The organism is Streptomyces sp. NPDC032721, from assembly GCF_055579625.1.
Map to the genome: position 1 here is coordinate 1,404,989 of NZ_JBVIMX010000001.1, position 16,063 is coordinate 1,421,051.

The following is a 16,063-nucleotide window of genomic DNA, read 5'->3' on the forward strand; positions in this document are numbered from 1 at the left end:
CGGCGGTCACGGCCGGTGCAGCGGGTTGGGGACGGTGCCGTGCACGGTGGCGTGCGGGCGGTGCGGACGGTCGCGGTAGCCGTCGGTGTGCAGCCGGTTGCGGTTGAGACAGAGCCGCTCCAGCCGCGGCACCAGCAGGTCGAACGTCTCGAACCGGTCCTTCAGCTCGGGGAAGCGCGCGTGGTGGCGGAGGATCTCGGCCCGTACGAGTGACCAGAACTCCGCTTCCGGTACGCCCAGTTGGGCTTGGCAGAGCGGGGCGAGGTAGCGGAACACCCCGATGAACAGGCCGGACTGGATGAACTGGGTGAGGAAGGACGGCGGCTCGGTGAGCAGGGTCCGCCGGACGTCGTCGGGCATGCCGTCGTGCTCGGGCAGCGGTTCGGCGCTGACGTTGACGTCGTCGACGAAGTCCTTGATCGCGAGGCGGACCGGGACGTCGTTCTCGTCGTAGATCACGATGGCGTTCTCGCCGTGCGGCGAGAAGACGGTCCCGTACCGGTAGAGGAAGTGCAGCAGGGGCGGCAGTAACGCCTCGAAGAGGCGGCGGAGCCAGGCGGCGGGGGCCAGTCCTGAGCGGGCGACGAGTTCGGCGGTGAAGGCCCTGCCGTTCGGGTCGGTGTGCAGGAGGGCGGCCAGGGTGCGGGCGCGTTCGCCGGGGGCGAGGCGGCTGTCGAGGGGTTCGCGCCAGATCGCGCCGAGGAGTTCCTTGTACTGGTACGGGACTTCGGGCAGGTGGTCGTAGACGGGGTGCTCGACCGCCACCGAGGCGACCTCGCCGAGCAGCACGACCCGGCACACGTCCCGCAGGAACGGGTCCCTCTCGTAGAGCCCCTGGACCCAGGCGGTGACGGCGGGTGCGGCGACCGTGCGCTCGGTGGGCAGGCCGCGCCAGACGAGGGTGTTCAGTACGGACAGCGGGAGCTTGACGGTGTGCCGGTCGGGGCGGCTGAGATTGAGGAACGTACGGATGGACTGCTGGGGCAGCCGCAGGTCACCGTCGGAGGGCAGCGGCACGATCTCGCCCCGCGCGACGGCCGGTGCGAAGAGCGGCAGGATCGACTCGTCCCACTGCCAGGGGTGCACGGGCAGATAGAGGTACGAGGCGGGGTTCAGGCCCCGCTCGCGCAGGGCGGAGTCGAAGCACGCGCGCGTGGTGCTGTCGAGCTCGCGCGCGTAGAGCTGTTCCGGTGTCGCCAGGGAGGGCACTCCCTGGTAGCGGGCGAGGGTGGTGCTGACCGCGATCCAGGGAAGTCCGGCAGGAGTACGGGCCTCGGGGGCCCAGGTGGCGGCGTCCTGGGCGGAGAAGCCGACGCGGCCCTTGTTGAGGACGAGCCAGGGGTGTCCGGTCTGGTGGCCTTCGAGTTCCGCGTAGCCGAGGTCGGCGAGCCGGTCGGCGGTGAGGGCGCTGCGGTCGAGGCGGGCGTCGGCGGCGAGGGTGGCGGTGAGCTCGCGGACCAGGTGGCCGAGGGTGGCGCCGTCGAGTTCGAGCAGTCGGCGGGCCAGCACCAGGAACCGTACGGGGTCGTGGAAGGCGCGGCCGGCGCCGTCCTGGTCCTGGATCTCGATGGTGCCGGGGTCCACCTGCCAGCTGCCGTAGGAGCCTCGGCGGGCACGGAAGGACACTATTTCGCCGTTGTCCAGGCGGAGGGTGTACGGGGCGTCGTCACTGCCGGAGGCGGCGGGCTGCCGGACGGCGTCCGGTACCGGCTCGACGATCTCCTCGTACGCGAACTCGGCGAGGGTCTTGGCGAGCAGGCGGCTGCCCGCAAGGTCCCAGGCCTCCGCGGTGAGTTCGGGCGGGTCGGCCAGGGGCGGCGGGTCGGCCGGTGCGGCCGGGTCGGCCGGTGCGGTCGGTGCGGGCTGCCGGTCGGTGGCGTTGGCGGGCGCCTGTGCCGGTACGGGAATGGGAGCGGTGGCGGCGGTGGAGGAGGTGGGAGCAGGGACGGATGCGGGGGCCGGCTTCGACACGGTGACTCCTCGGGCTGGGACCGATGCGGAACGAGCGGTGTTGTTGAAGCAGCAGTGGGGAGCAGGAGCAGCGAGCAGGTGCGGGGAGCGGCGGTTCCGGTGTGGTTACCGCAGGGGAAGGTGCGCGCGGTCGCGGTCGCGCACCATCAGCGCGGCACGCTTGGTGGGGAGTTCCAGCTCGGTACGGAGGCTGAACCCCGCTCGCCGGAAGGCCGCGACGGACGGGGTGTTGCGCAGGTCCGGTTCGGCGACGACCCGGGTGCAGGACGGCCGGTGGTCGAGGACGAGGTCCGCGACGGCGCGCAGGAGCGTGCTGCCGAGGCCGCGGCCCCGGTCGGCGGAGCCGCCGATGAGGAGGTGGATGCCGGTGTCGTGCGGGCGGGCCGGGTAGTGCCTGGCCAGCGGGTCGAGGTCGGCGCGGTAGATCTCCCAGTAGCTCATCGGCTTGCCGTCGAGGACGCCCATGCAGGGCATGCTGCGGCCGTCGCCCTCCAGTTGGGGGCGCAGATGGGCGGCGGTGACCTCCTCGCCGCCGGGCAGTTCCCAGAAGGCGGCGACGGCGGGGTCGTTCATCCACCGGCTGATGAGCGCCAGGTCGTGGGCGGGGCGCACGGGGACGAGCCGGAACTCGCCCGCGGGGGTGGTGGCGGGGGCCCAGTCCGCGAGGGAGTCCAGGAGTTCGGCGCGGCCCGGCGGCCCGTCCCCTGTGGTCCGGAACCGGGCCAGGAACTCGTCGGGCAGCAGGAGTTCCAGCGTTTCCTCGTTGGCCGGCGTCGTCACGGCCGTACGGGTGTCACAGGGGCGGGTGTCACCGGGGGTCGTCTCGACCCCGGCTCGGGTGCTCGCATCGGTGGGAGGCACGCGGGCGCTCTCCTCTCATGCAGTTCGGCGCAGTTCGGTTCAATGCAGTTCGGTTCGATGCAGTTCGGTTCGATGCAGTTCAGCTCGGTGGGACGAGGAGTCACTTGCGGAGGGGGTTGGCGATGGTGACGTAGACGGACTGGGTGTCGACCGGGCCCACCAGTTCGTCCAGGCCGTGCAGCCGGGTCAGCAGGTTGGCCTTGCAGCGGAGTTCCGGGGTGTCCAACAGGTGGCCGGGCAGGGGCGATCCGAGGCCGGTGGCCTTGCCGAGGAACTGGCGCAGTGCCGCGATCAGGACGCGTTCGTCGGCGAGACGCTGGGCGCCGAACGCTCCGATCAGACCGAGGATGTTGTTGATGCCGAGGTAGTAGGCGAAGCGCTCGTCGGTGACGTCGTCGGCGACGAAGGTGTCGCTGCGGGTGCCGATGCCGGGCAGCCTCGCTTCGAGTGCCTCGCGGTGGGACTCTCGGAAGTAGTAGCCCTGGTTGTCGCGGTAGCGGCCGCCGACGGGCCAGCCGTCGTGGTCGAGCAGGACCAGGGTGTTCTGCTGGTGGGCCTCCAGCGCGATGCCCGCACGGCCGTCGAGCCAGAGCACGGGCCGTACGACCTGGTCCAGGTAGCGCAGGAACCACTCCGCCGAGACGGCTCCGGCGGGCCTTCCGGTACGGGCGGCGAGCCGGGCCACCAGGTCGGCGAGCCGGGAGTGCATGCCGGTCCTTCCCGGCCAGGGGCGGGGCGCGGTGAGGCCCGCGATGCAGACGGCGTCGTCGTCGGGACCGAAGGGGTTGTGCCGCAGGATCACGTCGAGGCCGGGGACCGGTCCCCCGTCCGGGTCGTCCACGGCGAGCCAGGCCGGGTCGCGCACGATGTCGAACTCCGGGTGGACCGCGTGCCATTCCTCGGCGAGTCCGCCGCGCAGCAGACGGTGCACCTCGACGCCCCGGTGGAGTTCCTTGCGGAGGTTCTCCCGGCGGGAGTTGGTGATGCGTACGCCGAGGGACAGCTTGAGCATCGCGGCGGCGCCCGGCCGGTGGACGGTGCGCACGGAGGAGGTGGGGAACCAGCGGTCGCCGGACGGGCCGAGGTCGTGCAGGAGCCCGGCGTCGAGGAGCGAGGCGACGCCGGGCCGCAGGGCCGCCTCGCGTGCCTGCCAGGGGTGGAGGGGAAGTGCGGCGGTGCCTTCGGGGAGCCGGAGGTCACCGGCCAGCCGCGAGACGATCTGTTCGGCCTTGAGGGTGCGGCCCCTCTCGGTCCAGGCGGACTCCTGCGCGAGCACGGACCGGTCGACGGCCATCCAGTGCAGCGGGAAGCTGCCGCGCAACTCGGGTGAGTAGCGGCGTGCTTCGGCTTCGGAGAGGCCTTCCCTGCTCTTGGGGGTGGGGTGCGTGGGGTGCCCTAGCAGGAGGGACTGCTCGGCCGTGAGGAAGAGGTCTGCCCCGGCGGCTGGCTCCGGACTCCGGCGGCGCTCGGCGATGAAGTCAGCCGTACGGCGCACCGAGTCGGCCACCCTGCCGACCAGGTCGGCGCCGTCTCCGCGGCCCGTCGGCACGCCGGGTGTCGTCCGCACCTGCTCCCCACCCGCACTCGCGGAAGGGGCGGCGACGGTGGGGCCGCCGCTCTCCCTGCCGAGGAGGGAGGCGAGGGTGACCGCGTCGACGGTCGGGGCCAGCCGGGGGCCGCTCGCCAGCACCGGCATCCCGAAGCGGTGCCAGCCGCAGGCCGACCAGTAGCGGACCGGTACGAGGAGGGAGGTGCCGCTGTTTTCGAGCGGGATGCGCAGGGTGGGTCCGGCGGGGCGGGGCAGGCCGGTCTCGCGCACCCAGCAGCGCAGCAGGTTCTCGACCCCGGCCGCGTCCGCGGCGGTCAACGGGTCGGGATGGTCGAGGGGGTCGGGCAGGGCGCGGAACGAGCCGATCTCCGGGGCCCGTTGCCCTCCGTGGGCCTTGGACTTCTGCCGGGGGACGGTCACCGGCTCCCCGGAGCCGACTGTCTCGGCCGCCGCCTCGACATCTGCCTCGACGTCTGCCTCTACGTCTGTCTCGACGACGGCTGTCTCCACGGCCGTCTCGACTGTGCTGTCCTCGTACGTGTCGGGTGCGGGTGTGGGGTTCACGGAGGGCTTCCTTGTGAGGTTGTTCCGGTGCCTGCCTGGATCAGCACGGCGTACCGGTCGGTTCCTTGCGGTACAGCTCCTGGCGGGGCGGCCCCGGGCGACGCTGTTCGTCGCGGTACGGCGATCGCTCGGCGGCCGCGAGCGCGTCCGCGAGCCGGTCCAGTACGGCGTCCGCCTGTTCGTCGGTGAGGGTCAGCGGCGGCAGCAGCCGGACGACGGCGGAGTGCCGTCCGCCGACCTCGACGATGAGCCCCCGCCGCAGGCACTCCTGCTGGACCGCCGCGGCGAGCGCGGGGCATGCGGGAGCGGGGGACACGCGCGCGGGGAATCCGGTGGCGAGGCCGTCGGCCGAGGTGTCCGCGCCCCGTTCCGGGTCCACGAGTTCGATGCCGATCATGAGCCCTCGGCCCCGTACGTCCCCGATGACCGGGTGTGCGGCGGCCAGTTGCCGCAGCTTCCCGAGCATCCGCGCCCCGAGCGCGCCGGCCCGCGCCGCGAGCCCGTTCTCCCGTACGTACGCCATGGTCGCCGCGCCCGCCGCCATGGCCAGCTGGTTGCCCCGGAAGGTCCCGGCGTGGGCGCCCGGCCGCCAGGCGTCCAGGTCGGCCCGGTAGACGATCACGGCCAGCGGCAGGCTGCCGCCGATCGCCTTGGACATGACCATCACGTCGGGCACGGTCCCGCTGTGCTCGACCGCCCAGAAGGTCCCGGTCCTGCCGACCCCGGTCTGCACCTCGTCCACGATCAGCGGGATCGAGCGGGCGGCGGTGATCTCCCGCATCCGCCGCAGCCAGCCGTCGGGCGCCGGGATCACCCCGCCCTCGCCCTGGACGGGTTCGAGGATCATTCCGGCGGGCTGCGGCACTCCGCCCTTGGGGTCGTCGAGCAGGTTCGCCGTCCACCGGGCGGAGAGCTCGGCCCCCTGCTCCCCGCCGGTCCCGAACGGGCAGCGGTAGCCGTACGGGTAGGGCAGCCGGGTCACCCGTACGTCCGGCGCACCGCCCGAGGCGTCGAGCGCTCCCGTGGTCATCCCGTGGTACGCCCCGGTGAAGGCGAGCAGTCCGCTGCGGCCGGTGGCGGTGCGGACCAGTTTCAGCGCGGCCTCGACGGCGTCGGTCCCGGCCGGACCGCAGAACTGGATCCGGGCGTTGTCGGCGAGTTCGCGCGGCAGGGTCTCGAACAGTTCGGTGGTGAAGGCGTCCTTGACCGGGGTGGCGAGGTCCAGGACGTGCAGCGGCGCCCCCGAGTCGAGGACCTTCTTGATCGCTTCGAGGACCACCGGGTGGTTGTGGCCGAGCGCCAGCGTCCCCGCGCCGGACAGGCAGTCGAGGTAGCGCCGCCCGTCGGCGCCCTCGATCGTCAGTCCACGCGCGCGTACGGGCACGATCGGCAGCGACCGCGCGTACGTTCTCGCCGCGGACTCGCGCAGCGACTGGCGGCGCAGAATGCCTTCGTGCGCGACGGTCGGCTGTGCTCCCGGTGCCATCGCCGGAGCAGGTTCGGTCACGGCCACGACTGCTGGTCCTCCCCCTGTTGCAGGTACGTATGTGCGCATTGCCCCCGGAGGACTGAACGGCGTACCGACATCCCTCGTACGTACCAACGACAGTGACCCCGAAGGATCACGGGCAATCGGAAGATCCTTCCGGCGGCGGAACCGCGGCCCTGCCGTTGGCCGTCCCCATCGGCACCGGCATAGTGGGGGCCGCGCGCCGGCGGCAGCGGGGTCGCGCTCCGCGACAGTCGCGACAAGCGCGACGACCGCCGCCACGGCCCGGCCCGTCCGACCCGTCACGTTCGAAGTCCCAGGGGGATCAAGACATGCGACCCATACGCCCGACCTGCAACGCAACCCGTAGGAGGAGCGCACGTCGCAGAAGCGCACCCCTGCTGTCCGTGGTCGGTCTCACCGCCGCGCTCGCCCTGACCGTGTCCGCCTGCGGGCCCACCGAGAACGGTGCGGGCGGCTCTCCGTCCGCGTCGGCCGCCGGTTCGGCCGGTGCCACCGGCGGCACCGACGACGGCAAGATCACGATTCCGGACGATCTCAAGGACCGGCTCAAGGAGCACGGGATCGACCTGGACAAGTGGAAGAACGGCGAGTGGAAGAACTGGAACAAGGACGACTGGCTGCGCGAGGCCGAGGACTTCGTCAACCCGATCATCGCGGGCCTGTGGGACCCGGACCGCATGAAGGACGCGGACAAGCAGCCCCAGCAGCCCGTCGACAATGACATCTCGGGCGACAAGGGCGTCACGGACCCGACCCCCGCCCGGCTTCCGGCGCGGGCCGCCCAGGCTCCGTACCACGCCAGTGCCCCCGAGGCGGGCCGTCTGCTGTTCGACTCCCCCGAGGGATCGATGGCCTGTTCCGCCACCGTGGTCAAGGACCCGGCCCACCCGGGCAAGTCCAACCTGGTGTGGACCGCGGGCCACTGCGTGCACGCGGGGAAGAAGGGCGGCTGGTACCGCAACATCACCTTCGTCCCCTCCTACAACAACCAGGCGAAGTCGCCCGCCTCCAAGCCCACCCGCGAGGACCTCGCGCCGTACGGCCTGTGGTGGGCCAAGAGCGCGCACACCTCGGCGCAGTGGATCGCCCAGGGCGGTCCGACCGGCGGCGAGGGCGCGCCGTACGACTTCGCGGTGCTGAGCGTCACGCCGGAGACCAACACCGGCAAGTCCCTGGAGGAGACGGTCGGTTCCGCGCTGCCGGTCGAGTTCGACGCACCGGCCGTGCCGAAGATCGCGAACATGCGGGCGACCGGGTACCCGGCGGCGCCGCCGTTCGACGGTGAGCGCATGTTCCAGTGCGCGGACAAGCCGGGGCGGCTCTCGGTGAAGCCCGCGCAGCCGACCATGTACCGCATCGGCTGCACCATGACCGGCGGTTCCTCCGGCGGCGGCTGGGTGGCGCAGGGCCAGGACGGCAAGCCCGCGCTGGTCTCCAACACCTCGATCGGCCCGGTCACGGCCGGCTGGCTGGCCGGACCGAGGCTCGGCCCCGAGGCGAAGGCCATCTACGACAAGGCCGGCTCGAAGTAACGAGCAGCCCCGGCAGCCCTGCGGGGGCCTTCGGCACGAGCCCGGAGGCCCCCTCTGCTACCTTCCGCACTGCACTTCCTCGCGTGTCATGCCGGCTATTGGCATGACACGCTCATGACACATCAGATGTGAAAGCGCTCAGAAAGCACACAGGGGGAAACCTTCCATGCGACCCATACGTCCGCTGCTGGCCGCAACCGGCCTCGCCGCGGCCCTCGCGCTGACGGCCACGGCCTGCGGCCCCACCGAGGACAAGGCGACCGACAAGCCGTCGGCCCCCGCGCCCGCCACCCCGGCGCCCGCGGGCGACCAGAGCGGCGGAGACCTCGCACTTCCCAAGGACATCGCCGACAAGCTCAAGGAGCACGGCGTCGACCCCGAGAAGTGGAAGAACGGCGAGTGGAAGAACTGGGACAAGGACAAGTGGCTGCGCGAGGCCAAGGACTTCGTCAACCCTGTCATCGCCGGTCTCTGGAAGCCGGAGCGGATGCGCACCGCGTCGGACCCGGCGAAGACCATGGCGGCCGGTGACCTCTCCGGCGGCCAGGGCGTCTCCGACCCGGAGCCGCGCCCGGTGCGGGCGGCGCGCGAGAAGACTCCGTACACGAAGCACGGCGCCCCGGTAGGCAAGCTGTTCTTCGACAGCCCCAAGGGCTCGATGGTCTGCTCCGGCACGGTCATCAAGGACGTGAACAACCCGGGCAGGTCGAACCTCGTGTGGACCGCCGGGCACTGTGTGCACGCCGGCGGTGGCGGTGGCTGGTACCGCAACCTCACCTTCGTGCCCGCGTACAACAACAACGGCAAGTCCCCCGCCGCGCTGCAGAAGGCCCCCTTCGAGGAGCACGCGCCGTACGGCGTCTTCTGGGCCGACTGGGCCGCGACCTCCGGCGAGTGGATCCGCAACGGCGGTCCGACGGGCGGCACCGGCGCACCGTACGACTACGCCGTGCTGCACGTGAAGCCCGAGAACGGCAGCGGCAAGTCCCTGGAGGAGACCGTCGGCGCGGCCATCGACGTCGACTTCCAGGCCCCCGACACCCGGCGGATCGGCTCGATGGGCGCCTGGGGCTACCCGCAGGGCCCGCCCTACAACGGCGTGATCATGCACAAGTGCATCGACCGTCCTGGCCGTCTGTCGATCAGCCCGAACACGCCCACCATGCACCGCATCGGCTGCTCCATGACCGGCGGTTCCTCCGGCGGCGGCTGGTTCATGGCCAAGCCGAACGGCAAGCTGGCGCTGGTCTCCAACACCTCGATCGGCCCGGTCACCCACGGCTGGCTGGCAGGACCGAGGCTCGGTCAGGGCGCCCAGCAGATCTACACGATGATGAGCAAGAAGTACGGCAGCAAGTAACCGCCAAGTAGCGGCAGCGCTCGGCCGCCCCCGCACGCCCGAAGGCCCGTACCCCTGCGAAAGGGGTACGGGCCTTCGGCCTTGGTCCTGCGGTCGTACGAGCCGTCAGTGCGCGGCCGGGACGAACGTCGAGAACTCCGCCGCCAGGTCCGGGTGCACCCGGGCCTTGAGCAGCGTGCCCTCGCCGGTGTGCTCCTCGGAGAGCACCTCGCCCTCGGCGTGCACCCGCGAGATCAGCCCGCCCTGCGTGTACGGCACGAGCGCGTCGATCTCGACCGAGGGGCGCGGCAGTTCACGGTCGATGAGCTCCAGCAGCTCCTGGATGCCCTGGCCCGAACGGGCCGAGACCGCGATGGCGCGCGGCTCGATGCGCAGCAGCCGCTGGAGGACGACCGGGTCGGCCGCGTCCGCCTTGTTGATCACCACGATCTCCGGTACGTCGACGGCGCCGACGTCCCGGAACACCTCGCGCACGGCGGCCAGCTGCTCCTCCGGCGCCGGGTGCGAGCCGTCCACCACGTGCAGGATGAGGTCGGAGTCGCCGACCTCCTCCATGGTGGAGCGGAACGCCTCGACGATGTGGTGCGGCAGGTGCCGGACGAAGCCGACGGTGTCCGCCAGCGTGTAGAGCCGCCCGCTGGGCGTCTCGGCACGGCGCACGGTCGGGTCGAGGGTGGCGAACAGGGAGTTCTCCACCAGCACGCCCGCGCCGGTGAGGCGGTTGAGCAGCGAGGACTTGCCCGCGTTGGTGTACCCGGCGATGGCGACCGAGGGCACCTTGTTGCGCCTGCGCTCCTGGCGCTTGAGCTCGCGGCCGGTCTTCATCTCCGCGATCTCCCGGCGCATCTTCGCCATCTTCTCGCGGATCCGTCGCCGGTCGGTCTCGATCTTGGTCTCACCGGGACCACGCGTGGCCATGCCGCCACCGCCGCCGCCACCCATCTGCCGGGAGAGCGACTGACCCCAGCCGCGCAGTCGCGGCAGCATGTACTGCATCTGCGCGAGCGCGACCTGCGCCTTGCCCTCACGGGACTTGGCGTGCTGGGCGAAGATGTCGAGGATCAGGGCGGTCCGGTCGACCACCTTGACCTTGACGACGTCTTCCAGGTGGATGAGCTGGCCGGGGCTGAGCTCACCGTCACAGACCACGGTGTCGGCGCCGGTCTCCAGGACGATGTCCCGCAGTTCCAGTGCCTTGCCCGAGCCGATGTACGTCGCCGGGTCCGGCTTGTCGCGCCGCTGGACCACGCCGTCGAGCACCAGGGCTCCGGCGGTCTCCGCGAGCGCCGCCAGCTCCGCGAGGGAGTTGTCCGCGTCCTGCGCGGTCCCCGAGGTCCACACACCGACCAGCACGACGCGCTCCAGGCGCAGCTGCCGGTACTCGACTTCGGTGACGTCCTCAAGCTCGGTGGAGAGTCCGGCCACACGGCGCAGCGCGGCACGCTCGGAGCGGTCGAACTGGTCGCCGTCCCGCTCTCCGTCGATCTCGTGGCTCCAGGCGACGTCCTCTTCCATCAGGGCATCGGCCCGCAGGCTGTCTGTGATGTTGTCGTTCGTGGAAGGGGAAGAAGTGGAGGGGGTCATTGGATCCTTACGTCGTCGTGTCGGGGCGAGGAAGCCGGGAAAGCCTCCGTCGACAGTCACAACGCGTGACGGTCCCGGATGATTCCCGAAGGTTCCGGTAAAAAAATTCCCGTCCGGCCGCGCCGTCGACCCGTCGATGGTCGCACGGCACGGTCCGGTCGTCACACGGGTTTATCGGCCCTCCGCGTACGGTCCAGGGCCCGTTGCGTCAGCGCTTCGCCGCCCTGTCGGGGCCTTGCGCGGGCACGCTCCGCCAGTCCGGGTGGCCCGGCATCGGCGGCGTCTTCTCCCCGTACAGCCACGGCTTCAGGAAGCCGGAGAGGTCGCGCCCCGCGACGTCCGAGGCGAGGTCCACGAAATCCTGGGTGGTGGCCACCGAGTCGCGGTTCTCGCTCACCCAGCGTCGCTCGATCCGCGCGAAGGCCGCCTCGCCGATCTCCTGGCGCAGCGCGTAGAGCACCAGGGCGCTTCCCTCGTAGACCACGGGACGGAAGATGCTGATCTTCTGTCCGGGCTCGGAGGGCTTGGGCGCGGCCGGCGGGCCGCCCGCGCGCCGCCATTCGTCGGACCGGCCGTAGGCCTCCTTCATCCGCTCCTTCAGGGGGCGGTGCTTCTGTGCGTGCAGCGCCTCGTACCAGGTGGCGTGTCCCTCGTTGAGCCACAGGTCGGACCAGGAGCGCGGCGAGACGCTGTTGCCGAACCAGTGGTGGGCCAGTTCGTGCACCATGATCGAGTCGACGTACCACTCGGGGTAGTCGTTGCCGTTGAACAGCGACCGTTCGAAGAGCGACAGCGTCTGGGTCTCCAGCTCGAACCCGGTGGTGGCCTCCGCGACCAGCAGTCCGTACGTCTCGAACGGGTAGCGCCCGACGCGCTCCTCCATCCACCGGAGGTGGCCGGGGGTCTTCTTCAGCCAGGGCTCCAGCCGTTCGGCGTCGGCGGCCGGCACCACGTCCCGTACGGGCAGCCCGTGCGGTCCGGTCCTGTGCAGCACGGCGGAGCGGCCGATGGACACCTGGGCGAGTTCGGTCGCCATGGGGTGGCGGGTGCGGTACGTCCAGGAGACCGCGGCTTTGGCGCCCTTGAGGCCCTTCACGGTGCGCGGTGCGGCGGCGGGGAGTCCGTTGGCGACGACCGTCTGCCCCTTGGGGGCGGTGACCCGGAAGGTGAAGTACGCCTTGTCGGAGGGGTGGTCGTTGCAGGGGAAGACGCGGTGTGCGGCGTCCGCCTGGTTGGCCATGGCGAGCCCGTCGCCGGTGCGCACCCAGCCGCCGTCGGTGATGTTCCCGCCCGGGTCGCTGGTGTGCCGGACGGTGATGACGGTGCGGCGGCCTTCGCGGACCGCCTTCCCCGGCGTGATCACCAGGTCCTCGCCGGTCGCGGTGAACCCCGCGCGCGTGCCGTTCACGTCGACCGACCGGACGGTGCCGTGCGCGAAGTCGAGGTTGAGGTGCTCCAGCCGTTGGGTGGCGCGCGCTTCGATGGTGGTGGTGGCGTCCATCGGCTTGCTGTTGTCGCCGCCGTAGGCGAGGTCGATGTCGTACGAGAGGACGTCGTACCCGGGGTTCCCCAGGTGCGGGAAGAGCGGGTCGCCGATGCCGAGGGGGCCGGACGCGGGCAGGCCGGCTCCGACGAGGGTGACGGAGGCGGCGGCCAGCAGGGCGGCACGCAGGCGCCGTGAGGTGAGCAGCATGAACTACCGCTATCAGCGCGCGTGTCCGTACCGGGGGACGGCACGCGCGCGCCACCCGAACGAGCGGCGGTGGCCGCCCGCCGGCGGTCAGCCGGTCGCCGTGTGCTGTGCGCGGCTGACGTCGTACACCCCGGCCACTTCCCGCATCGCGCGCATGAGCGCGGGCAGGCCGGTGGCGTCCGGGAGTTGGAGGGTGTACGTGTGCCGGACGCGCTGTTCCGAGGGCGGTTCGACGGTGGCGGAGACGACTTCGACGCCGGCTGTCGCGATGGCTTCGGTGAGGTCGGCGAGCAGGTGGGGGCGGCCGAACGATTCGGCGATCAGGGTCACCCGGCAGTCCGCCGTGTCCTGCCAGCGCACCTCGACGGGCTCGCGCCCGAGCGCCCGCATCCGGGCCACGGCGGCGCAGCCCTCGCGGTGGACGGTGACGACTCCGCCCCGGACGGCGAAGCCCAGTACCTGGTCGGGCGGGACGGGCGTACAGCAGCCGGCCATCCGGATGCTGACGTCGGGCAGGTCGGTCACGGCGTTCTCCGCGCCGGCCGCGATCCCGGTGCTCGCGGTGCTCGCGGCGGTCCCCGCGCTCCCCGCGCTCTCTGCGGGATGCCGTGGGGCCCCCTCGGTGGCCGTGTGAGCGCCCGGGGCGCCCGGCACGGCCGCCGGGGACCCGGCGGGCCCCCGGTCCGCGCTGTCGCCCTTCGGCGGCCCCTGGTCGTGTGCGGTGTCCTGGTCGGCGAGCCAGCCCGCGATGGCGATGCGGGCAGCGGGGGTGCGGGCGTGGTCGAGCCAGTCCGGGGAGGGCCCCGAGGCCGCGTCGTGGGCCAGCAGCAGCTGCACGCTGTCGCCGTCGCGCAGCACCGTACTGAGCGTCGCCAGCCGTCCGTTGACGCGCGCGCCGATGCAGGCGTGGGCGGCCTCGCCGTACTGCGCGTACGCGGCGTCCACACAGCTCGCGCCCGCGGGCAGTCCCAGGGTGCCGCCGTCGGAGCGGAAGACGGTGATCTCGCGGTCCTGCGCGAGGTCGGCCCGCAGCGAGGACCAGAAGGCGTCCGGGTCGGGCGTCGCTTCCTGCCACTGGAGGAGGCGCGAGAGCCAGCCGGGCCGGGTGGGGTCGGCGCGTTCGCCGTCGACGGTGGGCTCGGTGGTGTCGGGCTGGGCGTACGGGTTGCCCAGCGCGACGACGCCCGCCTCGGCGACCTTGTGCATCTGGTGCGTACGGATGAGGATCTCGGCGACCGCCCCGTCGCCGCCGGCCACCGCGGTGTGCAGCGACTGGTAGAGGTTGAACTTCGGCGAGGCGATGAAGTCCTTGAACTCGGAGATCACCGGGGTGAAGCAGGTGTGCAGCTCGCCCAGGACCGCGTAGCAGTCGGCGTCCTCGGCCACCAGGACGAGCAGTCGCCCGAAGTCGGTGCCGCGCAGCTCGCCGCGCTTGCGCGAGATCCGGTGCACGGAGACCGAGTGCCGGGGCCGGATGACGACCTCGGCGGTGATGCCGGCCTCCTTGAGGACGCCCCGGACGTTCTCGGCGATCGGGGAGAGCGGGTCGCCGTGGGCCGCGTTGGAGTCGATCAACGCGCGCGTGGCCGCGTTCTCCTCGGGCTGGAGGATCGCGAAGACCAGGTCCTCCAGCTCGGTCTTGAGCGCCTGTACGCCGAGGCGCTCGGCGAGCGGGATGAGCACGTCGTGGGTGACCTTGGCGATGCGGACCTGTTTCTCGGGGCGCATCACGCCGAGGGTGCGCATGTTGTGCAGCCGGTCGGCGAGCTTGATCGACATCACGCGTACGTCGTTGCCGGTGGCGACGAGCATCTTGCGGAAGGTCTCGGGCTCGGCGGCGGCGCCGTAGTCGACCTTCTCCAGCTTGGTGACGCCGTCGACGAGGAAGCAGACCTCCTCGCCGAACTGCTCCCGCACCTGATCGAGGGTCACGTCGGTGTCCTCGACGGTGTCGTGGAGCAGTGACGCGGTCAGGGTGGTGGTCTCGGCGCCCAGTTCGGCGAGGATCAGTGTGACGGCGAGCGGGTGGGTGATGTACGGCTCGCCGCTCTTGCGCATCTGGCCCCGGTGCGACGACTCGGCCAGTACGTACGCCCGGCTGAGGATCGTGAGGTCGGCGTCCGGATGGTGCGCGCGGTGGGCCTCGGCCACATGGGCGATCGCGTCGGGGGTCCGGCCCCGGCCGGCGGGACCGAGCAGGGCGGCCCTGCCGAGCCTGCGCAGGTCGATCCTGGGTCGGCCGCGCCTGCGGCTCCGGTCGGCCCTCGGGAGTGCCGCCGGCTGGGTCAGCGGGCGGATCTCCGGGGACACACCGTTGGGGTTGGTGGCCTCTGCACTCATGGGCACCTCCGGCAGCCTCGACCGGCGGTGGGCGGGTGGTGGCTCCCGCTGCCTTCGTCGGGAGTGTCCCGTCCGGGCCGGTGCTTGATGCTACCGAGCCCATCATGCGGTGCTGACCGGGTCCCGCCCGGCGTGAACCGGATCACTCGTTCGAGCGAAGCACTATGCGCCGGTGATTTCGAGGTTTTCCAGCCAGACCGGGTCGAAACGCCCCTCGGCCACGATCACTGCGGGGCCGGTCATCTCGATCGCGCCGTCCGGCAGTTCGGTGATCAGGAGCCGTCCGCCGAGGACGTCCACGGTGTACGTGACCGGGCTGCCGGTGACGGTGGGGTCCTGCCCGTCCCGCCGGGCGGCGGCCACGGCCACGGCGCACGCGCCGGTCCCGCAGGAGCGGGTCTCGGCGGCACCGCGCTCGTGCACGCGCATCGCGACGTGCCGGGGGCCCCGGTCGACGACGAACTCGACGTTCACCCCGTCCGGGTAGGCGGAGGCAGGGCTGAACGGCGGCGCGCTGTAGAGGTTCCCGGCGTGTGCCAGGTCCTCGACGAAGGCGACCGCGTGCGGGTTGCCCATGTTGACGTTGCGGGCGGGCCAGGAGCGCTCGCCCACGGAGACGGTCACCTCGCCCTCGGGGAGCACGGCACGCCCCATCGAGACGGTGACGCCGCCGTCCTTGTCGAGGTGGACGCGCTTGACGCCGCCCCGGGTGGCGACGTCGAGGTCACCGGCCGTGGTCAGGCCCGCGTGCTGCAGGTAGCGGGCGAAGACGCGTACGCCGTTGCCGCACATCTCCGCGACGGAGCCGTCCGCGTTGCGGTAGTCCATGAACCACTCGGCCCGGTCGGCCATCTCGCGGGCCTCGGGGTGCGCGGCGGACCGCACCACGTGCAGCAGGCCGTCGCCGCCGATGCCGGCCCGGCGGTCGCACAGCCGGGCGACGAGGGGGGCGGGCAGGTCGATGGCGTTGTCCGGGTCGGGAACGATCACGAAGTCGTTCTCGGTGCCGTGGCCCTTGAGGAAGGCGATCGGTGCGGAGGCAGCGGGTGCGGTGGTCACGCGATCCATCGTAGAGGTCCGGTCCGACAACGGATCT

General features: G+C 71.9%; 10 protein-coding genes. 2 read left to right on the forward strand and 8 right to left on the reverse strand.

Annotated elements, in window-relative coordinates; translation table 11 throughout:
- Nucleotides 1-6: 6 nt before the first annotated feature.
- The 4 genes from ACZ5PB_RS06015 to ACZ5PB_RS06030 form a co-directional block, all read right to left on the reverse strand.
- Entirely contained in the window at nt 7-1,908 is a 1,902-nt protein-coding gene (locus ACZ5PB_RS06015) for an IucA/IucC family protein (protein WP_468688307.1), read from the reverse strand.
- Nucleotides 1,909-2,076: 168 nt separating this feature from the next.
- Entirely contained in the window at nt 2,077-2,832 is a 756-nt protein-coding gene (locus ACZ5PB_RS06020; RefSeq protein WP_468688119.1) for a GNAT family N-acetyltransferase, read from the reverse strand.
- 100 nt (nt 2,833-2,932) lie between these two features.
- A complete protein-coding gene (locus tag ACZ5PB_RS06025; protein WP_468688121.1) occupies nt 2,933-4,945 on the reverse strand; it encodes an IucA/IucC family protein in 2,013 nt (670 codons plus the stop codon).
- Nucleotides 4,946-4,985: 40 nt separating this feature from the next.
- A complete protein-coding gene (locus ACZ5PB_RS06030) occupies nt 4,986-6,458 on the reverse strand; it encodes a diaminobutyrate--2-oxoglutarate transaminase family protein (protein WP_468688122.1) in 1,473 nt (490 codons plus the stop codon).
- 308 nt (nt 6,459-6,766) lie between these two features.
- Here ACZ5PB_RS06030 and ACZ5PB_RS06035 point away from each other — a divergent pair, with 308 nt between their 5' ends.
- The gene (locus ACZ5PB_RS06035) at nt 6,767-7,990 is read left to right on the forward strand and encodes a trypsin-like serine peptidase (RefSeq protein WP_468688123.1); all 1,224 of its coding nucleotides are present in this window, start codon (nt 6,767-6,769) and stop codon (nt 7,988-7,990) included.
- Between the two features lie 166 nt (nt 7,991-8,156).
- A complete protein-coding gene (locus ACZ5PB_RS06040) occupies nt 8,157-9,350 on the forward strand; it encodes a trypsin-like serine peptidase (protein ID WP_468688124.1) in 1,194 nt (397 codons plus the stop codon).
- Between the two features lie 105 nt (nt 9,351-9,455).
- On the opposite strand, the gene hflX is transcribed toward ACZ5PB_RS06040, so the two are convergent.
- The 4 genes from hflX to dapF form a co-directional block, all read right to left on the reverse strand.
- Nucleotides 9,456-10,934 carry a GTPase HflX gene (gene hflX, locus ACZ5PB_RS06045; RefSeq protein WP_468688125.1) on the reverse strand — a complete coding sequence of 493 codons (1,479 nt, stop codon included), beginning with the start codon at nt 10,932-10,934 and terminating at the stop codon, nt 9,456-9,458.
- 208 nt (nt 10,935-11,142) lie between these two features.
- Nucleotides 11,143-12,627 carry a M1 family metallopeptidase gene (locus tag ACZ5PB_RS06050; protein ID WP_468688126.1) on the reverse strand — a complete coding sequence of 495 codons (1,485 nt, stop codon included), beginning with the start codon at nt 12,625-12,627 and terminating at the stop codon, nt 11,143-11,145.
- Nucleotides 12,628-12,714: 87 nt separating this feature from the next.
- Nucleotides 12,715-14,967 (reverse strand): RelA/SpoT family protein, encoded by a 2,253-nt coding sequence (locus tag ACZ5PB_RS06055; protein ID WP_468688127.1) that lies wholly within the window; start codon nt 14,965-14,967, stop codon nt 12,715-12,717.
- A 162-nt stretch (nt 14,968-15,129) separates the two neighbouring features.
- Entirely contained in the window at nt 15,130-16,026 is an 897-nt protein-coding gene (gene dapF, locus ACZ5PB_RS06060) for a diaminopimelate epimerase (protein WP_468688129.1), read from the reverse strand.
- Nucleotides 16,027-16,063: the final 37 nt, after the last annotated feature.

What these genes read in the sequence shown, in the direction of transcription:
- ACZ5PB_RS06035 (WP_468688123.1), top strand. Translation starts at nt 6,767, where the DNA reads ATGCGACCCATACGCCCGACCTGCAACGCAACCCGTAGGAGGAGCGCA.
- ACZ5PB_RS06040 (WP_468688124.1), top strand. Translation starts at nt 8,157, where the DNA reads ATGCGACCCATACGTCCGCTGCTGGCCGCAACCGGCCTCGCCGCGGCC.
- hflX (WP_468688125.1), bottom strand. Translation starts at nt 10,934, where the DNA reads ATGACCCCCTCCACTTCTTCCCCTTCCACGAACGACAACATCACAGAC.
- ACZ5PB_RS06055 (WP_468688127.1), bottom strand. Translation starts at nt 14,967, where the DNA reads ATGAGTGCAGAGGCCACCAACCCCAACGGTGTGTCCCCGGAGATCCGC.
- ACZ5PB_RS06050 (WP_468688126.1), bottom strand. Translation starts at nt 12,627, where the DNA reads ATGCTGCTCACCTCACGGCGCCTGCGTGCCGCCCTGCTGGCCGCCGCC.